Source organism: Dongia sp. agr-C8 (assembly GCF_054658695.1).
The window spans coordinates 1124604-1142715 of the sequence record NZ_BAAGHZ010000001.1 but is presented as its reverse complement, the minus strand read 5'-3'; the positions used below and the strand labels follow the sequence as shown (position 1 = coordinate 1142715).

General features: G+C 65.3%; 21 protein-coding genes. 11 read left to right on the top strand and 10 right to left on the bottom strand.

What is annotated here, in order from left to right; all coding sequences use genetic code 11:
- Positions 1-447, top strand: coding sequence for a hypothetical protein (locus tag ACYQ4T_RS05240; protein ID WP_459851222.1), 447 nt, complete (start codon positions 1-3; stop codon positions 445-447).
- Here the strand turns inward: ACYQ4T_RS05240 and ACYQ4T_RS05235 are convergent.
- Together ACYQ4T_RS05235 and ACYQ4T_RS05230 are read right to left on the bottom strand one after the other, a co-directional pair.
- Complete coding sequence (locus ACYQ4T_RS05235; protein ID WP_459851221.1) at positions 431-793, bottom strand: DUF6614 family protein; 363 nt, start codon at positions 791-793, stop codon at positions 431-433. The genes ACYQ4T_RS05240 and ACYQ4T_RS05235 overlap by 17 nt on opposite strands.
- Before the next feature lie 92 nt (positions 794-885).
- A complete protein-coding gene (locus tag ACYQ4T_RS05230; protein WP_459851220.1) occupies positions 886-2388 on the bottom strand; it encodes an esterase-like activity of phytase family protein in 1503 nt (500 codons plus the stop codon).
- A 276-nt stretch (positions 2389-2664) separates the two neighbouring features.
- On the opposite strand from ACYQ4T_RS05230, the gene ACYQ4T_RS05225 reads away from it, so the two are divergent.
- The 6 genes from ACYQ4T_RS05225 (at position 2665) to ACYQ4T_RS05200 (ending at position 7226) form a co-directional block, all read left to right on the top strand.
- The gene (locus ACYQ4T_RS05225; protein WP_459851219.1) at positions 2665-3180 is read left to right on the top strand and encodes a PAS domain-containing protein; all 516 of its coding nucleotides are present in this window, start codon (positions 2665-2667) and stop codon (positions 3178-3180) included.
- A 228-nt stretch (positions 3181-3408) separates the two neighbouring features.
- Positions 3409-4263: a transporter substrate-binding domain-containing protein gene (locus ACYQ4T_RS05220; protein WP_459851218.1), complete on the top strand. Its 855-nt coding sequence runs from the start codon at positions 3409-3411 to the stop codon at positions 4261-4263.
- A gap of 26 nt (positions 4264-4289) precedes the next feature.
- Complete coding sequence (locus tag ACYQ4T_RS05215) at positions 4290-4958, top strand: amino acid ABC transporter permease (protein WP_459851217.1); 669 nt, start codon at positions 4290-4292, stop codon at positions 4956-4958.
- Positions 4959-4968: 10 nt separating this feature from the next.
- Complete coding sequence (locus ACYQ4T_RS05210; protein WP_459851216.1) at positions 4969-5628, top strand: amino acid ABC transporter permease; 660 nt, start codon at positions 4969-4971, stop codon at positions 5626-5628.
- Positions 5629-5646: 18 nt separating this feature from the next.
- The gene (locus ACYQ4T_RS05205; protein ID WP_459851215.1) at positions 5647-6426 is read left to right on the top strand and encodes an amino acid ABC transporter ATP-binding protein; all 780 of its coding nucleotides are present in this window, start codon (positions 5647-5649) and stop codon (positions 6424-6426) included.
- Between the two features lie 2 nt (positions 6427-6428).
- Entirely contained in the window at positions 6429-7226 is a 798-nt protein-coding gene (locus ACYQ4T_RS05200) for an IclR family transcriptional regulator (RefSeq protein WP_459851214.1), read from the top strand.
- On the opposite strand, the gene ACYQ4T_RS05195 is transcribed toward ACYQ4T_RS05200, so the two are convergent.
- Both ACYQ4T_RS05195 and def read right to left on the bottom strand, forming a co-directional pair.
- Positions 7227-7889, bottom strand: coding sequence for a COQ9 family protein (locus ACYQ4T_RS05195; RefSeq protein WP_459851213.1), 663 nt, complete (start codon positions 7887-7889; stop codon positions 7227-7229).
- 4 nt (positions 7890-7893) lie between these two features.
- Positions 7894-8445 carry a peptide deformylase gene (gene def / locus ACYQ4T_RS05190; RefSeq protein ID WP_459851212.1) on the bottom strand — a complete coding sequence of 184 codons (552 nt, stop codon included), beginning with the start codon at positions 8443-8445 and terminating at the stop codon, positions 7894-7896.
- Between the two features lie 193 nt (positions 8446-8638).
- Here def and rpsU point away from each other — a divergent pair, with 193 nt between their 5' ends.
- The 3 genes from rpsU to ACYQ4T_RS05175 all read left to right on the top strand — a co-directional run bounded on the left by rpsU (position 8639) and on the right by ACYQ4T_RS05175 (position 11880).
- The gene (gene rpsU, locus ACYQ4T_RS05185) at positions 8639-8842 is read left to right on the top strand and encodes a 30S ribosomal protein S21 (protein ID WP_028099002.1); all 204 of its coding nucleotides are present in this window, start codon (positions 8639-8641) and stop codon (positions 8840-8842) included.
- 251 nt (positions 8843-9093) lie between these two features.
- Entirely contained in the window at positions 9094-11052 is a 1959-nt protein-coding gene (locus ACYQ4T_RS05180) for an MASE3 domain-containing protein (protein ID WP_459851211.1), read from the top strand.
- Positions 11053-11100: 48 nt separating this feature from the next.
- Positions 11101-11880 carry an endo alpha-1,4 polygalactosaminidase gene (locus tag ACYQ4T_RS05175; RefSeq protein ID WP_459851210.1) on the top strand — a complete coding sequence of 260 codons (780 nt, stop codon included), beginning with the start codon at positions 11101-11103 and terminating at the stop codon, positions 11878-11880.
- Positions 11881-11886: 6 nt separating this feature from the next.
- Here the strand turns inward: ACYQ4T_RS05175 and ACYQ4T_RS05170 are convergent, their stop codons facing one another.
- The 5 genes from ACYQ4T_RS05170 to ACYQ4T_RS05150 are packed head-to-tail and all read right to left on the bottom strand — an operon-like array spanning position 11887 to position 15655.
- Positions 11887-12270: a VOC family protein gene (locus ACYQ4T_RS05170; protein ID WP_459851209.1), complete on the bottom strand. Its 384-nt coding sequence runs from the start codon at positions 12268-12270 to the stop codon at positions 11887-11889.
- An 18-nt stretch (positions 12271-12288) separates the two neighbouring features.
- Positions 12289-12669 carry a VOC family protein gene (locus ACYQ4T_RS05165; RefSeq protein WP_459851208.1) on the bottom strand — a complete coding sequence of 127 codons (381 nt, stop codon included), beginning with the start codon at positions 12667-12669 and terminating at the stop codon, positions 12289-12291.
- Between the two features lie 13 nt (positions 12670-12682).
- Positions 12683-14080 carry an NAD(P)(+) transhydrogenase (Re/Si-specific) subunit beta gene (locus ACYQ4T_RS05160; RefSeq protein ID WP_459851207.1) on the bottom strand — a complete coding sequence of 466 codons (1398 nt, stop codon included), beginning with the start codon at positions 14078-14080 and terminating at the stop codon, positions 12683-12685.
- Between the two features lies 1 nt (position 14081).
- Positions 14082-14513, bottom strand: a complete 432-nt coding sequence (locus ACYQ4T_RS05155; protein ID WP_459851206.1) for an NAD(P) transhydrogenase subunit alpha part 2 — start codon at positions 14511-14513, stop codon at positions 14082-14084.
- An 11-nt stretch (positions 14514-14524) separates the two neighbouring features.
- Positions 14525-15655 (bottom strand): Re/Si-specific NAD(P)(+) transhydrogenase subunit alpha, encoded by a 1131-nt coding sequence (locus ACYQ4T_RS05150; RefSeq protein WP_459851205.1) that lies wholly within the window; start codon positions 15653-15655, stop codon positions 14525-14527.
- 188 nt (positions 15656-15843) lie between these two features.
- Between ACYQ4T_RS05150 and ACYQ4T_RS05145 the strand changes: the two genes are divergently transcribed.
- On the top strand, positions 15844-16725 hold the full coding sequence (locus tag ACYQ4T_RS05145; RefSeq protein WP_459851204.1) for a 5'-nucleotidase, lipoprotein e(P4) family: 882 nt from the start codon (positions 15844-15846) through the stop codon (positions 16723-16725).
- Here ACYQ4T_RS05145 and ACYQ4T_RS05140 read toward each other — a convergent pair.
- On the bottom strand, positions 16694-18076 hold the full coding sequence (locus tag ACYQ4T_RS05140; RefSeq protein ID WP_459851203.1) for an ABC1 kinase family protein: 1383 nt from the start codon (positions 18074-18076) through the stop codon (positions 16694-16696). The genes ACYQ4T_RS05145 and ACYQ4T_RS05140 overlap by 32 nt on opposite strands.
- Between the last annotated feature and the right edge of the window lie 36 nt (positions 18077-18112).

Here is an 18112-nt window from a genome sequence, read left to right as displayed (position 1 = left end):
ATGCCCGCCATGCGCAGCGCAGCTTTCGCCGTCCTCGCCCTGGGATTGGCGGTAACCGCTTGCAGCGCTCCCTCGGAGGACTGTTGCCTGTTGAAGTCCCTCTCCCGGGACGTCGCCGCGCCACCGGCGCTCGACGCCACCGGTGCGACCTGCACTGGACAATTCTGGTTCGACAGCGCCACGCACGGAACCGGCCGTTCCGAATGTGCAAATGGCGAAGGTGTGCCCTTCAGGGCCGTCACGGCGGATGCCGTCAAGAGCGGCCTGATCTGCAACTATACCCTCGTTTACGACATGAAGATCCAACCGCAGCAAGGCACGGGCGAGATCGCTTGCAACGACGGCGTGCGGGGCAAGCTGACATTCCGCCGGACCCGGCCCAATGAAGGCGAAGCCGTCGCCATGATGGCCGACCGCCGCATCGTTCGCTTCACATATTTCCAGTAGGCCGGCCATCCCCGGCCGGAACCGCTTCGAGCAGGAAGAACTGCGTCGTCGCCGCGACCACCTTCGTATTCATCGCAACATGGAGCGAACGCAGAGGTTCGTCGTTCGCCGCAACATAGCGATAGCAAGCTTCCGCCCGGGACCGATCCGGGAAGTCGATACCGACATGGTAGGCCGCTCCCGGTGGTCTTCGATCATACCCGGCGTGCGGCGAGCGTCGCATGAACGACCAGCCGGTGACATAGCCTTGCCCGCGCAAGTGCTGGCAAAAGGCTTCGAAGGCGGCACGATACTCACCGGCCTCGATCCCCGGCTTCAGGTCGAACACCCCATGCATCGTGACCATCTGTCCTCCCACGGCGGTGCATGAGAGGGCAGATGCCGAATTCACGCTAGTTCAAACTTCTCAAGGCTCCACGGAGCCAGAGTCATCGCCGCTCAGAGCGGCTCCATTCCCTCCGGCAGCGTGACGCGGTAGACCAGCACCACGTTGTCGACATTGGCGCCCGACGAGTCTTTGTAGGGCTGGCCCTGCATCGATCCGTTCTGGGTCAGGAAGTCATTGTCGCTCGCCACCACCAGGAAATAGTCGTTCGGCGCCGCGTCATCGAGCACCGGCAGCAGCGCCATCGCTTCCCACTTCTCGTAGAGCGCGTTGGCATCGTTCGGCGCGCCGTTGTGCAGGCCGAAGCGGCCGAGCTGCGCGTTGTCGTTCATGTCGATGAAGCGGGCATACTTTGCCGGCGTGACCGCGGCATCGAGTTCGCCGCCCGGCGCCACCGGCTTCGTCTTGTCGAAATCGGTGCCGGCGATGTTGGTGGCACCCTTCGTATCGAAGAGATCGATGCCGCGATAAACCGAGTCCGAATCCTTCAACCCCTGCCCATGCCCGCTGTCCCGCGCGATCACCAGGAAGCGGTGATCGTCCAGGGCCAGGATCTCGCTTTGCGCCGCGACCAGTTGCTTGCCCTTGGCGTCCTTGAAGCGCGGCAGTTGCACCACGTATTCGGCGGCGAGCTTCGGCGCCTTGGCATCGGCGATGTCATAGGCGAGGAAGCGGGTGTTGAACCGCTTCGGGCTGGAGCCGCCCTCGCCGCCGTCCTGGATCGCGGCGCTCTGCAGCAGCGCGTAGAGCCGCTTGCCGTCCTTGCTCATGCTGAGGCCTTCGAGGCCCTGGTTGTTCTGGCGGCCGAGTTCGGGATTCTTCGGCTTCGGCGCGGCGCCGCCCTTCGGCGGGTTGTTGGAGGCGAAGTTCTCCACCCCGCCCCGCATGGGGACCAGGGCCGCCGGCGGCTGGATCGCGGCGAGCAGCGTGCCATCGGCGGTGTAGTGATAGATGTTGGGCCCGTATTCGTCGCTGATCCAGAAGCTGCCGTCGGCACTCAGCGCGACGCCTTCATTATCGACGGTGATCTTTCCGGCGGCGCTGGGGAGATCCGGGAATCCATTCGCCGCCTTGCGCACTTCCGTCGCGTCGAGGCCGGTGGTCGGTTTGCCGTCAGCTTCATGCAGCAGGATGGCGTCGTCGTAGCTGAGCTTCAGCTGGGTCTGCGGTGCGACTTCGCTGCCGCTGTAAGGCGTGAACTCGATCGAGAACTTCTGCAGTCGTCCCTGGAAGTCAACCGAGCCTTCGGTGTTCCAGCCGCGATCGGGCAGCATGTAGAAGACGCCGGTATACTTGTCGCCCTCACGCTTCCATTTGGAGAGGTCCGCGGCCATGCCGGAACCGATGCCGCCCAGGGTGTCGCCCAGCTTGTCCTTCGCATCGGCGGGCACACGGCCGACGCCGACCAGGCCTTTGTTGACGAAGGCGGCGCCCTCCAAGGTCACCGACTGCGCTTCGACCGCCCATGCGGCCGGCGCGACGAGAGCACCCGCCGCAAGCGCCAAGATGCTGGCGCCGAAGAACCGGGTCGCGCGATTGATCGCCTGAATTTTCATCTTTCCCCGCCGAGCTGAGCTGTTCACCGGCCGGAATCGGCCGTCGAGCGCAGGCTAGTGGCAGGCTGTTACAGGCGTGTGTCGCGGGCGCTCGGCATTCGCCGCACCCAGCATTCATCGCAAATTGTCGCCATTTTTCCCCGCAGAGAGCGCATCTTCAGGTGTGGGGCAAGCCAGAAACTTTACCCATGCCTAGGAATTTGTGAAAGAATCGGGACGGACATCCCCTCTCATGCGGCGATGCGACCGACGGGGTTTGGCGGAAACGACGAAACGATGGCGCAAGGGTCCTCAGATCGCAGCTTTCCAGAGCGCTACGAACGTGACGCCCGGGTGTCTTCCGAGGAGCGCACGGCCGGCGATCCCGCCTATCCCGACCTGGTCGCCATCCTGCGCTACTGGAACCAGAAGCGCGGCGACCGCTTCGCGCCGCCTCGCAGCGCCATCGATCCCAGCGAGTTCATGGATGCGCTGCCGCGGGTGAAGCTGGTCGATGTCCTGCGTGGTCCCAACGGCGGCCTCGATTTCCGCTTCCGTCTCGCCGGCACCTGGATCGGCAACATCCTCGGCACGGAACTGACGCGTCTAAGGCCCCTCGACCTCCAGCCGCCGCAATTCGGCGCCATGGTGCATGAGCACTATGAGCAATGCGTCCGTGAGCGGCGCCCGCTGCTGCACAAGGTCGAAATCGATTCCGTTCGCCGCATCCACAACTATGCCCGCCTGCTGCTGCCGCTCTCCAGCGACGGCGAGCAGATCGACATGCTGATGACGGTCGACAGCCAGGCGTAGTCACGCCCCCACCCGTCATGCCCGGGCTTGACCCGGGCATCTCGCGACAAACATCGAAAGATGGCCGGGTCGAGCCCGGCCATGACGGCGTTGGTTCGCCCGGCGCTGCTTCGCGCCGGCTTCGTCTTGACTCGTCTCCGACCGTCATACGATAGTCACACGTCCATTATCATGTACATAGTTCCATTGGGTTGGAACCAAACGAACAGCGACACAGGGAGACAGCCAATGTTCGAGACCTTGCGCAAGACGCTGACCGGCCTCACCGCCGCAGCGGCATTGACGGCGATCGCAGCGCCGGCGGCGATCGCCCAGGAGAAGAGCCTGCTCGACGATGTGCTTGCCCGCGGCAAGCTGATCGTCGGCACCGGCAGCACCAACGCGCCCTGGCACTTCAAGGACGAGCAGGGCAACCTGGTCGGCTTCGACATCGACATCGCCAAGATGATTGCCGCCGGTCTGTTCAAGGATCCGAGCAAGATCGAGTTCGTCGAGCAGTCGTCCGACGCGCGGATCCCGAACGTAACCACCGGCAAGGTCGACATCACCTGCCAGTTCATGACCGTGACCGCCGAGCGCGCGCAGCAGGTCGCCGTCACCATTCCCTACTACCGCGAAGGCGTCGGCCTGCTGCTCAAGGCCGACGGCAAATACAAGAGCTTCGATGATCTGAAGAAGGCGGGCTCCGGCGCCGTCGTCTCGGTGCTGCAGAACGTCTATGCCGAGGACATGGTCCACGCCGCCCTGCCGGAAGCGAAGGTCGACCAGTATGAAAGCGTCGATCTCATGTACCAGGCCCTGGACAGCGGCCAGGCCGACGCCTCGGCCACCGATCAGTCCTCGGTTCAATGGCTGGTCGTGAAGAATCCCGGCAAGTATGTCGATTCCGGCTACGGCTGGGGCCCGCAGAGCTATTCCTGCGCGGTCAAGCGCGGCGACCAGCAGTGGCTGAACTTCGTCAACACCGTGCTGCACGAGGCGATGACTGGCGTCGACTTCCCGGTCTACCAGGCCTCGTTCAAGAAGTGGTTCGGCGTCGACCTGCCGGTGCCGGCGATCGGCTTCCCGGTCGAGTATAAGTAACGCGAGGTCGGGCGAGGGCCGTCACCTTGGGTTATCAGCTGAATTTCGCACCGGTCTGGCGCGACTTCGACCTGCTGCTCTCCGGCCTCGCGCTGGGGATCGGCATGGCGCTGGTCTCGGTCCTGCTGGTGGGAAACCTGATCGGCCTGGTGGCGGCCTTCGCCATGACTTCCAGGAACACCGCCTTGCGCCGGATCGCCGCGGTCTACGTGACCACGATCCGGAATCTGCCGATCTATTTCCTGATGCTGGTCGCCTTCTTCGTGCTGCCGCAGCAGCTCGGCGTCCGGATCGACAAGGTCCATGCCTTCGCCGGCACGCTTTCGATCTATGCCGGCGCCTACCTCACCGAGGTCTATCGCGGCGCCTTGCTGGCGCTGCCGAAGGGCCTGCGCGAGGCCGGGCTCGCGATCGGGCTGACCGAGAGCCGGACCCGGATCTGGATCATCATCCCGGTGATGGTCCGCAACGCCCTGCCCGCCTTGAGCAACAATTTCATCTCGCTGTTCAAGGACACCTCGGTTGCCGCGGCGATCGCGGTGCCGGAGCTCACCTTCTATGCGCGCCAGATTAACAACAACACCTTCCGGGTGATCGAGGTCTGGTCGGTCTGCAGCCTCATGTATGTCGCCGCTTGCTACCTGATCGCCGCCGGTCTGCGCTTTGCCGAGCGGCGCCTGGCGATTCCGCGTTGAGGGGGGCCTGATGGATCTCGCCCGCTTCTTTTCCGACCTCTGGATCGCGCGCTACGCCCTGATGGAGGGCGTCGGCATGACGCTGGTCATCTCCGGGATCGCCATCGTCCTCGGCACCCTGCTCGGGATCGGCGTCGCCTTGAGCCTGGTCTATGGCGGCCGGGCCCAGCGCTTCGTCACCCGCGTCTTCCTGGAATACGTGCGCGGCACGCCGGTCTTCGTGCTGATCCTGGCCTGCTACTACCTGCTCTCCGGGGTGATTCAGCTGACCCCTTTCCAGGCCGGCCTGATCGCGCTCACCGTCTTCTGCAGCTCCCATGTCGGCGAGAACCTGCGCGGTGCCCTGCTGGCGCTGCCGAGAGGCCAGACCGAAGCCGCCAAGGCGATCGGGCTCACCTTCCGGCAGAGCTTCATCTACGTCCTGGCGCCGCAGGCTCTGCGCCAGGCGCTTCCGGCCTGGATCAACACCGCCGCCGAGCTGGTCAAGGCCTCGACCCTGCTCGCGGTGATCGGCGTCGTCGAGCTGATGCTGACCACGCGGCAGATCATCGCCATCAAGCCGCGGCCGCTGGAATTCTACTTCCTCGCCGGGCTCATCTATTTCCTGATCTGCTTCGCGATCGAGCGGCTCGGCCGCGTCGTCGAGCGCCGCATCGCCTTGCCTTCCTGATCCCGTCCGGAGTCCGCGTTGTCCCAGCCCGTCGCCGAAACCCCGGTTCTGGAAATCCAGGACCTGCACAAGAAGTTCAAGGAGATCGAGGTCCTCAAAGGCGTCGATCTCGCCATGGCGACCGGCGACGTCGTCTCGGTGATCGGCTCCAGCGGCTCGGGCAAGACCACCATGCTCCGCTGCGTCAACCTGCTGGAGGACTTCGAGCAGGGCAGCATCCGGATCGACGGCGAGGAGATCGGCTACACCGCGACACCCGAGCGCCGACGCCGCAAGGAGAGCGAGATCGCCCGCCAGCGCGCCATGACCGGCATGGTGTTCCAGCAGTTCAACCTCTTCCCGCACATGAGCGCGCTCGGCAACGTGACCCTGGGGTTGCTCAAGGTGAAGAAGCTGCCCAAGGCCGAAGCCGTCGCCATCGCCGAGAAATGGCTGGAGCGGGTCGGCATGGCCGAGCGGCGCAACCACTATCCCGGCCAGCTCTCCGGCGGGCAGCAGCAGCGCGTCGCCATCGCCCGCGCCATCGCCATGAACCCGAAGGTCATGCTGTTCGACGAGGTGACCTCGGCGCTCGACCCGGAGCTGGTGAACGAAGTCCTGAACGTGATCAAGAGCCTTGCCGCCGACGGCATGACCATGCTGCTGGTGACCCACGAAATGAAATTCGCCTATGAGGTTTCGCGGCGTGTAGTCTTCATGAACCAGGGGCGAATCGAGGAACAGGGCGCGCCGGAAGAGATCTTCCGCAACCCGCAATCGAAGCGCCTGGCCGAGTTCCTGAAGAACGCGAAATTCTGAACATGCCGCCCGCGAAAAAAACCGCCACCGCCGAGACCGGCAGCCGCACCCGCGGCATCGATCGGGCCTTCGAGATCCTCGATCACCTGCATGAGGCGAAGCGCCCGCTCCGCCCGAACGAGATCGCGGTCGCGCTGAATGCGCCGAAATCGACCACCTACGACATCGTCGGCGTGCTGCTCAACCGCGGCATCCTGGAACCCGCCGACGCCGACGGCCGCGTCTTCCTCGGCCGCCGGCTCTATCTGTTTGGCCTGAGCCACGCCAACCAGTTCGATGTGATGCGGCTGGCCGACGGCTACCTCGCCCGGCTCTCCAGCGAGACCGGACAGACCGCGCAGTTCTGCGTGGTCGAGAACGGCAAGTACGTCGTCGCCCAGATGAAGGAGGGCGAGCAGACCTTCCGTATCAGTTCCGGGGTCGGCGAGCCGGTGCCCTTGCCCTGGACCGCGTCCGGCCGGCTGCTGGTCTCGCATCTCGGCAACGACGCAATCCTGAAGGCTATTCCGAAAGCGGACTTCGATCTCCCGAACGGCCGGCGCATCAGCGAGAAGACCTTCCTGAAGGAGGTCGAGGCGGCCCGGGTCGAGGGCTTCCACTCCAACGACAGCGGCAAGTTCACCCATTGCTTCGCCGCTGCGGTCTATGACGAGGCGAGGAGCTGCGTCGCCACCCTATGCCTCTTGACCCCGCGAGAGGACGGGCACCAGAACCACCGTCGCTACAAGCAGACGCTGCTCGATGCCGCGCGAGACATGTCGGCGCGGATCGGCGGCACGCCGCCGACGAAGTCGAGGTAGCTAATGCCCGCGCGCCCCCGTTCCGAAGGCGCGGCGGAAGGGTGAGCGCGGCAGCGGCAGGCGGCCGGTCAACTGGGTCAGCTTGCCGAGCATCTGCGGCACCTTCATGACTTCGGCGATGCGCCGGTCGAGGAAGGTCCAGGTCGCGGCCGCACCTTCCGACTTGTCGTTCAGCCAATAGAACAGGGTCGCGGTGTAGACGCCGGCGAGCAGCCCGCGCTTGGTATAGAAATTGAAGTCGGTCGAGCGATCGCCGATCGCATACCAGATCGCATCCACGGTCTTGTACAGGAGTCGCGCCGACAAGGCCGCGTTCTGCGGCATCATCAAGGCGGTCAGCGCCGCGCGGATCGCCTCGCGGTGGCGGAAGTTGGCCTCGAGCCGCAGCCGGATCGCCCGCGCCGCCTTCTCCCGCACCTTCATCTCGGAAAGCGGCTCCAGTTCCAGCGCCTCCAGCATCCGGCGATCCGCGGTCTCGCTGTGGTAAGCGATGAGCTCGGTGGCGCCGCCGGGAAAGGCGTTCAGCGCCCGCTCGATCGGAATGCCGGTATCCGCCGCGGCGGCGCGCAAAGCCGTCTCGCTCCAGCCATCGAAGGCGACATGATCCAGCGCCGCCTCCAGCAGGCGCGCGCGGTCGTCGTCACGGTCATAAGCTTCAGCCATGGGCTCAGTCCTCCGCCGCTTCGCCGGCAAAGCGTTTAAGCTCCTCGACGAAGGAAAGTTTCGAGAGATCTGTCATGCGCATCGGATAAAGGACACCGTCCAAATGGTCGCATTCGTGCTGCACCACCCGGGCGTGGAAACCCCTGGCGGTGCGGTCGATCGGCTCGCCGGTCGGGGTGACGCCGGTATAGCGGATCTGCCGGAAGCGCGGCACCGACCCCGCCAGGCCCGGCACCGAGAGACAGGCTTCGATCCCCTCCTCCATCTCCTCGGTCTGCGGTTCTATGACCGGGTTGATGAGATAGGTCAGCGGCACCCCGATCGCCGGCGCCTCGCCGTCTTCCGCCTCCATCCGGGCCTTGGGCACATGGAAGATCACCACCCGCAGCGGCACGTGGACCTGGGGTGCGGCCAGCCCGACCCCGCCGACATCCGCCAGCGTATCCTCCATATCCTTGATAAGACGAGCGATTTCCGGACTGGTCGGGTTCTCCACCGGGTCGGCGCGACGTTTCAGCACGGGGTGGCCCATGCGGGCGATCTTCAGGATGGCCATCCGGGTCTCGCTCAGGTTGCCACGGGAATATGGGCTGGATTCAGCAGGTTAGGAAGAGCGAACCGGCTGGAAATCATTGCGGAACGGCTTCACAAGGCCAAAGCTTTGTGCTACCTAGCGCCTCCATTCGGGTGGATTCGAGTCCACCCGTTGCTGTTTTCTGCCGAAATTCGGGAAAGGAGTCTGGCCAAAAGTGCAAGTGCTCGTTCGTGACAACAATGTCGATCAGGCCCTCCGCGCGCTCAAGAAGAAGATGCAGCGCGAGGGAATCTTCCGCGAGATGAAGATGCGCCGCAATTACGAGAAGCCCTCCGAGCGCAAGGCGCGGGAGAAGGCCGAGGCGGTCCGCCGCCACCGCAAGCTTCTCCGCAAGCGCATGGACCGCGAGGGCTATTAGTCCTCCCTGAATTCCGGTCGCCTTCACCGCGACCACACCCGAATATCGGCAGTCGGCCCGCAGGAGTGATCCCGCGGGCCGAAGTGTTTTGGGCCCCATCGATTGACGCGCGGACCTTGGCTTGATCTCCATCAAGCTGACCGGTCGGCGCGCTGCCCGCGACAAAAACCGCAACGTCGCTTGGGTTAATGATGATTTAATTCTTACCCTTGAATGTCGAAGATCTTGCGTCCCGGAGCTCTGTTTCGACCGTGCCCTTTCTTTCGCAGGCGTCCTACCGACCAAGGTCACTCGGCGGCGACAGCCCTTGGCGCCAGTTCCCAAGCACGACGACCGGCGCGCTGATCCTGGCCGGCATTGCCGTCCTCGCGCTGCCGATGGCTTCGGTGATCAGCGCGCCCGCCTTCCTGCGCGACTCTCACCAGTATCTGCAGGTCCATACCTTCCTGGAGTTCTTCGCCGTCGGAGTCTCGGTGCTGATCGCCGGGATCGGCTGGAATGCCATGCAGGACACGCGCAGCGCGGACTTGACGCTGATGGCGACCGGATTCCTCGCGGTCGGCCTGCTCGACCTCGGCCACCTGCTCTCCTATTCCGGAATGCCCGATCTGGTGACCCCCGCCGGGCCGGAGAAGGCGATCTCCTTCTGGCTCGCGGCGCGGTTCGCCTGTGCCGCGACGCTGTTGATCGTCGCGCTGCGCATCCTGCAGCGTCCGGCGGATCCACGGTTCCGCTTCTGGGCGGCCGTCGTCGGGCTGGGCTACGTCGGCGCGGTCTACTATGCCGTGCTGTGGCATCCGGAAGCGCTGCCGCGGACCTTCATCGCGGGACAGGGCCTCACCACCACGAAGATCGTCGCCGAATACGCCGTCATGGGCGTCTTCGCGGCGACAGCCGTTCTGTTTTGGCGCCGGGCGATGCCGGGCGCGACGTTCCGCAGCCCGCCGCTGCTGGCCGCCCTGCTGATCTTCGTCGCCAGCGAGGCCGCGTTGACGCTCTACAGCTCGGTCCACGACGCCTACAATTTCGTCGGCCATCTCTACAAGGTCGCCGGCACCTACCTGATCTACCGGGCGGTCTTCGTCGAGGCGGTGCAATGGCCCCACGTCCGGCTGCGCCGTTCCGAGGAGAAGTATCGCCAGTTGCTGCAGCAGGCTGCCGATTCCATCCTCCTGATCGACGCCGAGGGCCGGATCATCGACGCCAACCAGCGCGCAGAAGTGTTGACCGGCATCGAGCGCGCGGCACTGGCGGGCCGCCCGATCCTGCAGCTCATTCCGGGCTGGACGGACCCGGCCGACGCCGCTGACCCATCGGCAACCGTCATCTGGGAGGGCCACCTTGCCCGCCCCGGCTCCCGCAACATCCCGATCGAAGTCAGCACCCGGCGGCTCGACAGCGGCGAAACCCAGGCCATCATCCGCGACATCTCCGAACGCAAGGCCGGCGACGCCAAGCTCCGCGCGGCGCTCGCCATGGCCGAGCAGACCACCAAGGCGAAGAGCGCCTTCCTGGCCAACATGAGCCATGAGCTCCGCACGCCGCTGAATGCCGTCCTCGGCTTCTCCGACATGATCCGCAATCAGGTGCTCGGACCGATCGGCAACGACCGCTATTGCGGCTATGCCGCCGACATCCATCAAGCGGGATCCCATCTGCTCGATATCGTCAACGACGTACTCGACCTCGCGCGGATCGAAAGCGGCCGCCTCGACATCACCGAAGGCGTCGTCGACCTCAAGAGCCTGGTGGAAGAATGCGTCCGCTTCGCCCAGCCCGCCGCGCCACGGGTGAGCGTGCGCACGCAGCTGCCGCAGGGCGAGCTCACGGTGCGCGCCGACGCGCGCGCCCTGCGCCAGATTCTGCTCAACCTGCTTTCGAACGCGGTGAAGTTCACGCCGGCCGGCGGTCAAGTCGAGGTTATCAGCGGCATCGCCGCCGACGGCAGCGTCGAGATCGTGGTCCGCGACACCGGTATCGGCATTTCCGAGGCTGACCTGCCGCATGTGACCGAGGCCTTCATGCAGGTCGAGCCCACCTATGCGCGCAAGCACCAGGGCTCAGGCCTCGGACTGGCGATCAGCAAGGCGCTGGTCGAGATGCATGGCGGCACCCTGTCGATCGCCAGCAAGGTCGGCCGGGGCACCGTCGTGACCGTGACGCTGCCGCGCGAACGGCTGCGGGTACCGACCCTCGCCGCCCTGGCCTGAGACCGAGATCCGCTCGTCAGGCCTCGCCGCATCCGGCAAGATCGCCTGATGAGAATCCTCCTCCTCGCCGCGTTTCTGCTCGGGGCCGGCACCGCGGATGCGGAATCGATCAAGCCGCCGCCGGCCGACGCCGGCTTCGCGATCAGCCTGTCCCGGCCCGAGTTCGAGCCGCGGTCCGGCGTCGGCGTCTACGAGCTCGACCTGTTCGACGCCGAGCAAGGCACCATCGATGCGCTGCATGCCGCCGGCGGCTACGTCATCTGCTATTTCAGCGCGGGTTCGCTCGAAGACTGGCGGCCCGACGCGGCGCAGTTCCCGCCGGCGGTGGTGGGGCGCGACTACGAAGGCTGGCCCGGCGAGCGCTGGCTGGATGTCCGCCGCCGTGATGTTCTGGCGCCGATCCTGGAAGCGCGCCTCGACCATGCCGTGGAGAAAGCCTGCGATGCGGTCGATCCGGACAATGTCGACGGCTTCACCAATATGACGGGCTTCGACATCGCCAAGGACGACCAGCGCGACTTCAATCTGTGGCTCGCCGCGGCGGCCCATGCCCGCGGTCTTGCCATCGGCCTGAAAAACGCCGCCGAGCTCGTGCCGGACCTCGCCGACAGCTTCGACTTCGCCGTCATCGAGAATTGCGCCGCCCAGCGGGACTGCGACGGCTTTGCGGCCTTCGCCGACGCGAAGAAGGCCGTGTTCCAGATCGAGTACCGCAACGAGATCCGGGACTGGGATGCAGTCTGTCGCGATGCCGCCCAACGCGGCTTTACCGCGATCCTCTCGGGACTGGAGCTCGACGGGACGGCGCAGGCCTGCACGCGTCAGTGACGAAGCCTACTTCCAGACGTTGGCTTCCGTGGCGAAGTTTCCGCGCTTGGCGCGGACCACGCAGAAGCGCTGGCCGGTCGGGGCTTCCATCACCACCCAGGTCTCGATCTTCTTCAGGCGCTTGGCACCGAGCTTCTCCAGCCGCGCCACTTCCGCCTCGATGTCGTCGCTTTCGATGTCGATGTGAACCCGGCTTTCGTGGTCGACCTTTTGCACCTCGATGTGGAGGCCGTTCGGGTCGTTCTTTTCGAAGTGGACGTAGCTGGTATGCGCCGGCGTATCCGCCGGATCGCGCTTGAAACCCAGGGCCGCGGCCCAGAAATCCGCCGCGGCGTTCAAGTCATCGGTCTTGCAGTCGATGATGAAGCCGGCGAGCTGGCTCTTGTGCATCCTGCACCTCCCAGGGGGCTACTCCCAGATATTGGCTTCCTTGCGGAAGTTCTCGCGGAACGCCGGGACGATGCAGAAGCGCTGGCCGGTCGGCGCCTCCATCACCACCCAGTCCCGTACCGCCTTAATGCGCTTGGCGCCCAGCCGTTCCAGCCGGGCGCATTCGGCTTCGATATTGTCGGTCTCGATGTCGATATGGATGCGGCTCGCATGCTCGACCGCTTGGACCTCGATGTTGAGCCCGTTATGCGGCCGCACATAGCCGGCATAGCCCGGCTGACCGGGCTCGCTGCCCGGGCCGGGCTGCATACCGAGAGCGGCGCCCCAGAACTGGGACGCCGCTTCGATATCGTCGGTCTGGCAGTCGATGATAAAGCCGCCGAGCTGGCTCCGATGCATGAGGTGCTCCCGATCAGTCGAGCGCCTTCACGATCTCCTCGCACATCTTCTTCGCGTCGCCGAACAGCATCATCGTGTTGTCGCGGAAGAACAGCTCGTTATCGACGCCGGCATAGCCCGAGGCCATCGAGCGCTTGATGAACAGCACGGTCTTCGCCGCCTCGACGTCGAGGATCGGCATGCCGTAGATCGGGCTCTTCGGGTCGGTCTTCGCCGCCGGATTGGTCACGTCGTTGGCGCCGATCACGAAGGCGACGTCGGCCTGCGGGAACTCGCGGTTGATATCCTCGAGCTCGAAGACCTCGTCATAGGGCACGTTGGCCTCAGCCAGGAGCACGTTCATGTGCCCGGGCATGCGACCCGCGACCGGATGGATCGCGTAGGAAATCTTGGCGCCCTCCTTCTTCAGCAGGTCCGCCATCTCGCGCAGCGCATGCTGCGCCTGGGCGACCGCCATGCCGTAGCCCGGCACGATGATGACATGGCTCGCGTTCTTCATGATGAAGGCCGCATCCTCCGCGCTGCCCGACTTCACCGGGCGGTCCGCACCCTTGCCGCCGGCGGCAGCGGCGCCGCCGCTGTCGGTGCCGAATCCGCCCAGGATCACGTTGAAGATCGAGCGGTTCATGCCCTTGCACATGATGTAGGAGAGGATCGCACCGGACGAGCCGACCAGCGCGCCGGTAACGATCAGCAAGGGGTTGGAGAGCGTGAAGCCGATGCCGCAGGCCGCCCAGCCGGAATAGCTGTTCAGCATGGAGACGACCACCGGCATGTCGGCGCCGCCGATCGGCAGGATCAGCAGGAAGCCGACGATCAGCGAGACGACCACCAGGCCCCAGAACAGCTGCGGCGATTGCTGCAGGATCATCAGCACGATCAGCACGACGATGGCGATGCCGAGGCCGGCATTCAACATATGCTGGCCCTTGAACACCAAGGGTGCCCCGGAGACCAGGCCCTGCAGCTTGGCGAAGGCAACGATCGAGCCGGTGAAGGTGACCGCGCCGACCGCGACGCCGAGGCTCATCTCGACCAGGCTGCCGGCGTGAATGGCACCGACTTCGCCGATCCCGAAGGCCTGCGGGTCGTAGAAGGCGGCACCCGCGACCGCGACCGCGGCGAGACCGACCAGGCTGTGGAAGGCGGCGACCAGCTGCGGCAGGGCCGTCATCTGGATGCGCTGGGCGATCACCACGCCGACACCGCCGCCGATGACCAGGGCGACCAGGATCGAGAGGTAGGAATGGACGCTCGGCAGCAGCAAGGTGGTTACGATCGCGATGATCATGCCGACGATGCCGAAGCGCAGGCCGCCGCGCGACGTCTCCGGGCTGGAAAGCCCGCGCAACGACATGATGAAGCAGACTGAGGCGATCAGGTAGAGGAATGCGGCGAGATTCTGACTCACGTTACTTGCCTCCCTTCGCCGGCTCTTTCTTCTTGAACATCGAGAGCATGCGATGCGTGACCAGGAAGCCGCCGCAGATGTTCACCGCCGCGAGTGCAACGGCGACCAGACCCATGATCTTCGAGATGTCGAACTCGGCCGGACCGGCGGCGATCAGCGCGCCGACGATGATGACCGAGGAGATGCCGTTGGTGACCGCCATCAGCGGCGAATGCAGGGCCGGCGTCACGCGCCAGACCACGTAGTAGCCGACGAAGCAGGCCAGCACGAAGACGGTGAAGAGCTGCACGAAGGGCGTATGCCCCGACTGCTCGGCGACCGCCTGGACCGCCATCGAGGTCACGTCCTGCGACAGCTTGCCGGCCTGGGCCGCGACGTCCTGCGCGGCATTGGCGAGATCGACGGCTTTCTGGGAGAGTTCTTCCGGATTCATGGGCTGGTTCCTCAGCTCTTGAAGTTGGGGTGGATCACCTGGCCGTCGCGCGTCAGCGCGACACCTTTGACGATCTCATCCTCCCAGTTGATCTTCAGCGCCTTGGTCTCCTTGTCGACCAGGAGCTGCACGAGATTGAGCAGGTTCTTCGCGTAGAGCGCCGTCGAATCCACGGCCGTCCGGCTGGCCACATTGGCGTGGCCGACGATCTTCACGCCGTGCTTCTCGACCACCTTGCCCAGCTCGGAGAGCGCGCAGTTGCCGCCCTGCTCCACCGCGAGGTCGATGATGACCGAGCCGGGCTTCATCGACTGCACCATTTCCGCCGTCACCAGCTCCGGCGCCTTGCGGCCGGGGATCAGGGCGGTGGTGATGACGATATCCTGCTTCTTGATGGTCTCGGCGATCAGGGCCGCCTGTTTCGCCTGGTATTCCGGGCTCATCGGCTTGGCGTAGCCGGCGGTGGTTTCCGCCTGCTTGAACTCCTCGTCCTCGACCGCGACGAAGGTGGCGCCCAGCGAGTTCACCTGTTCCTTGGTGGCCGGGCGCACGTCGGTCGCGCTGACGATGGCGCCGAGGCGCCGGGCGGTGGCGATGGCCTGCAGGCCGGCGACGCCGACGCCCATGATCAGCACCCGGGCCGGCGCGACCGTGCCGGCTGCGGTCATCATCATCGGGAAGGCCCGGCCGAACTCCGCCGCGGCGTCGATCACCGCGCGATAGCCGGCAAGGTTGGCCTGGGACGAGAGCACGTCCATCGCCTGGGCCCGGGTGATCCGCGGGACCAGTTCCATCGCCAGCGCATCGATGCCCCGCGTGGCGTAGTCGGCGATCGACTCTTTCGCGTTGTAAGGATTGAGGATCGCGGCCAGCACCGCGCCGCGCTTCATGGCCCCCAGCTCGTCGCTGTCGGGGCGCTGTACCTTGAGGACGAGATCCGCCCCGCTCAAGGCCGCAGCGGCGTCGCCGACGATCTCGGCACCGGCCGCCTTGAAGGCGTCGTCGGTGATGGCGGCGGAAAGGCCCGCGCCGGTCTCGATCGCGACCTGGGCGCCCAATCCGACGTATTTCTTGACGGTGTCCGGCGACACGGCGCAGCGGCGTTCACCCTCGCGCCGTTCCTTGACGATGCCGATTTTCATGCGTGTTCCGGCCCCTGTTCTTCGTTTGCCGCGGCCGTTTTCCCCACGGCCGGGGGCGTAATGTGCCTTCTTTTGCGCATGCGAACAAGGGCTGAGAACGGCCGGATTCGCGGCAAACCCGCGCTCCTCCCTAAGATGGACGGCCCATGCTACGCTCCCTGACCCTTCCCCTACGCCGAGGCGCCATCATGCATCGCACACGCCTGCTCGCTCTCGCCGCCGCCCTGCTGTTCCCGGCCGTCTTGTCCGTTGCCGCCGCCGCGCAGGAGAATACGCCGGCCGCGGCACCCGTGATGCCGGACGACAATCTGAATGCCGTCCTGTGGATGCAGCACTCGGTCGAGTACCAGGCCAGCACGATGGCTGCTTTCGCGCTGGCCAAGCGGCGCCTGATTCAGGCGATGGGCGATCCGTGGTGGACCGCCGTGCCGGACGTTCAGAAGGGCAACTACTCCAAGCTGCCGCCGGCGATTGTCGTCGATGCCGACGAGACCATGCTGGACAACTCGAAATACCAGGCTTGGAACATCGCCTCGGGCAAGCCCTTCAGCAACGAGACCTGGAAGGCCTTCGTCGAGGCCAAGGTCTCCACGGCGGTGCCCGGCGCCGTCGCCTTCACCCGCTATGCCAATGCTCGGGGCATCAAGGTCTTCTACGTGACCAACCGCACCGCCGATATGGAGCAGGCCACCCGGGAGAACATGCAGGCGCTCAAATTCCCGATGGGCGGCAATGTCGACACCTTCCTGTTCTCCAAGGAAAAGGAGGACTGGACCTCGGCCAAGGGCACGCGGCGCGCCTTCATCGCCAAGAACTACCGGGTGCTGCTGCTGATCGGCGACAATTTCGGCGACTTCGTCGATGCCTACAAGGGGACGGAGGCGGACCGGCAGAAGGTGTTCGACGACAGCGCCGCGCATTGGACCAAGGACTGGATCATGCTGCCCAATCCCAGCTACGGCTCGTTCGAGGCGGTGCCCTACGGCTTCAACTACGGCGCGTCGCCGGACGAGATGCGCGACGCCAAGAAGAAGGCGCTCACGAGCTGGGGCGGGCCAGCGCCCCAGTAACGCCCGCCTTCTTCAGCGCCGCCTTCTGCCGCTTTTCCAGCGCCTTCGCGTCGAAGTCCTCGATCAGTTCGTGGAACAGGCGGTACCAGTTGATCTCGGCCTTCAAGTGCATGAAGACCGAGCCCAACCCGATCGCCGCGCGGTCCATGAAGACGAACTCCTTGGGCGGGGTCACCGGGCCGAGGCGGCGCAGGTCGGCATGCACGCCCTCGGCGACTTCGCGGCCGTAGATGCCGGTCTCGGCGTCCTGGATCTTGCGTTCGCGGTCCTCGAGCAGGGGTCCGTAGACGAAATGGGCCCAGCGGTTGAGGACGTCGATCACGTCCTTGGAGAGGCCCTTGAAGCCCCAGCTCTCATAGGCATGGACCGCAAGGTCGCGGTCGTCGTTCAGCAGCGCGAAATAGAGATCGATCACGCCCTTCACGAATTTCGGTTCGAACACCCGGATGCAGCCGAAGTCGAGCAGGTTGACGTCGCCGGCGTCCTTGGCACCCGCCGGGCGCACCGTGTAGTTGCCGAGATGCGGGTCTCCGTGAATAACACCGTATTCATAGAACGGCACGTACCAGGCACGGAACATGTTGAAGGCGACCTTGTTCCGGAGCTCCAGCGACGGCTTCGCATCCAGGAACTGCATCAGCGGCTGGCCGGAGATCCAGGTCATGGTCAGCAGCCGCTTGGTCGTGAGGTCGAGCTGGGGCTCGGGCAGATGCACGTTCGCCTCATCGGCCAGCATCAGGCGGTAGAGCGCCATATGCCGGGCTTCCAGCTCGTAATCCAGTTCCTCGCGCAGACGGTCGGCGATCTCGGAATGAATCTCCTCGGTCGAGATCGCCTTGTCGGCGCGCTCGTAGATTCTAAAGATCAGCTTCAGCTGGCGAAGATCCGCTTCGACCGCGGATTTCATGTCCGGATACTGCAGCTTGCAGGCCAGCAGCTTGCCGTCCTTCGCATGCGCCTGGTGCACCTGCCCCAGTGAGGCGGCGGCACCGGCCTGGTGGCTGAAATCCTTGAAGCGCTGCTGCCAGCCCTCGCCCAGCTCCGCCGCCATGCGGCGCTTCACGAAGGGCCAGCCCATGGCCGGCGCGTTGGACTGCAGCTGCTGCAGTTCCTGCACGTATTCGCGCGGCAGGGCGTCGGGGATGGTGGCCATGATCTGCGCCACCTTCATCAGCGGGCCCTTCAAGCCGCCGAGCGCCGCCTTCAGCTCGGCGGCATTCTTGCCGCGATCGAGCTCCAGGCCGAGATAGCGGCTCCCGGCCATCCGCGCGCCGATGCCGGCCATGGCGCGGCCGACCTTGGCGTAACGGCGGACCCGGCCGCCGAGTGAGTTCGCTTCCTTATCGGCCATGCTGTCCCTGATGCGGGTCTAGAAGAACCAAATCCG

Coding starts and splice junctions, on each gene's coding strand:
- ACYQ4T_RS05165 (WP_459851208.1), bottom strand. CDS start 12,669: ATGCATCGGAGCCAGCTCGGCGGCTTTATCATCGACTGCCAGACCGAC.
- ACYQ4T_RS05220 (WP_459851218.1), top strand. CDS start 3,409: ATGTTCGAGACCTTGCGCAAGACGCTGACCGGCCTCACCGCCGCAGCG.
- ACYQ4T_RS05170 (WP_459851209.1), bottom strand. CDS start 12,270: ATGCACAAGAGCCAGCTCGCCGGCTTCATCATCGACTGCAAGACCGAT.
- ACYQ4T_RS05150 (WP_459851205.1), bottom strand. CDS start 15,655: ATGAAAATCGGCATCGTCAAGGAACGGCGCGAGGGTGAACGCCGCTGC.
- ACYQ4T_RS05210 (WP_459851216.1), top strand. CDS start 4,969: ATGGATCTCGCCCGCTTCTTTTCCGACCTCTGGATCGCGCGCTACGCC.
- def (WP_459851212.1), bottom strand. CDS start 8,445: ATGGCCATCCTGAAGATCGCCCGCATGGGCCACCCCGTGCTGAAACGT.
- ACYQ4T_RS05235 (WP_459851221.1), bottom strand. CDS start 793: ATGGTCACGATGCATGGGGTGTTCGACCTGAAGCCGGGGATCGAGGCC.
- ACYQ4T_RS05155 (WP_459851206.1), bottom strand. CDS start 14,513: ATGAATCCGGAAGAACTCTCCCAGAAAGCCGTCGATCTCGCCAATGCC.
- ACYQ4T_RS05200 (WP_459851214.1), top strand. CDS start 6,429: ATGCCGCCCGCGAAAAAAACCGCCACCGCCGAGACCGGCAGCCGCACC.
- ACYQ4T_RS05145 (WP_459851204.1), top strand. CDS start 15,844: ATGCATCGCACACGCCTGCTCGCTCTCGCCGCCGCCCTGCTGTTCCCG.
- ACYQ4T_RS05225 (WP_459851219.1), top strand. CDS start 2,665: ATGGCGCAAGGGTCCTCAGATCGCAGCTTTCCAGAGCGCTACGAACGT.
- ACYQ4T_RS05175 (WP_459851210.1), top strand. CDS start 11,101: ATGAGAATCCTCCTCCTCGCCGCGTTTCTGCTCGGGGCCGGCACCGCG.
- ACYQ4T_RS05230 (WP_459851220.1), bottom strand. CDS start 2,388: ATGAAAATTCAGGCGATCAATCGCGCGACCCGGTTCTTCGGCGCCAGC.
- ACYQ4T_RS05240 (WP_459851222.1), top strand. CDS start 1: ATGCCCGCCATGCGCAGCGCAGCTTTCGCCGTCCTCGCCCTGGGATTG.
- ACYQ4T_RS05195 (WP_459851213.1), bottom strand. CDS start 7,889: ATGGCTGAAGCTTATGACCGTGACGACGACCGCGCGCGCCTGCTGGAG.
- ACYQ4T_RS05140 (WP_459851203.1), bottom strand. CDS start 18,076: ATGGCCGATAAGGAAGCGAACTCACTCGGCGGCCGGGTCCGCCGTTAC.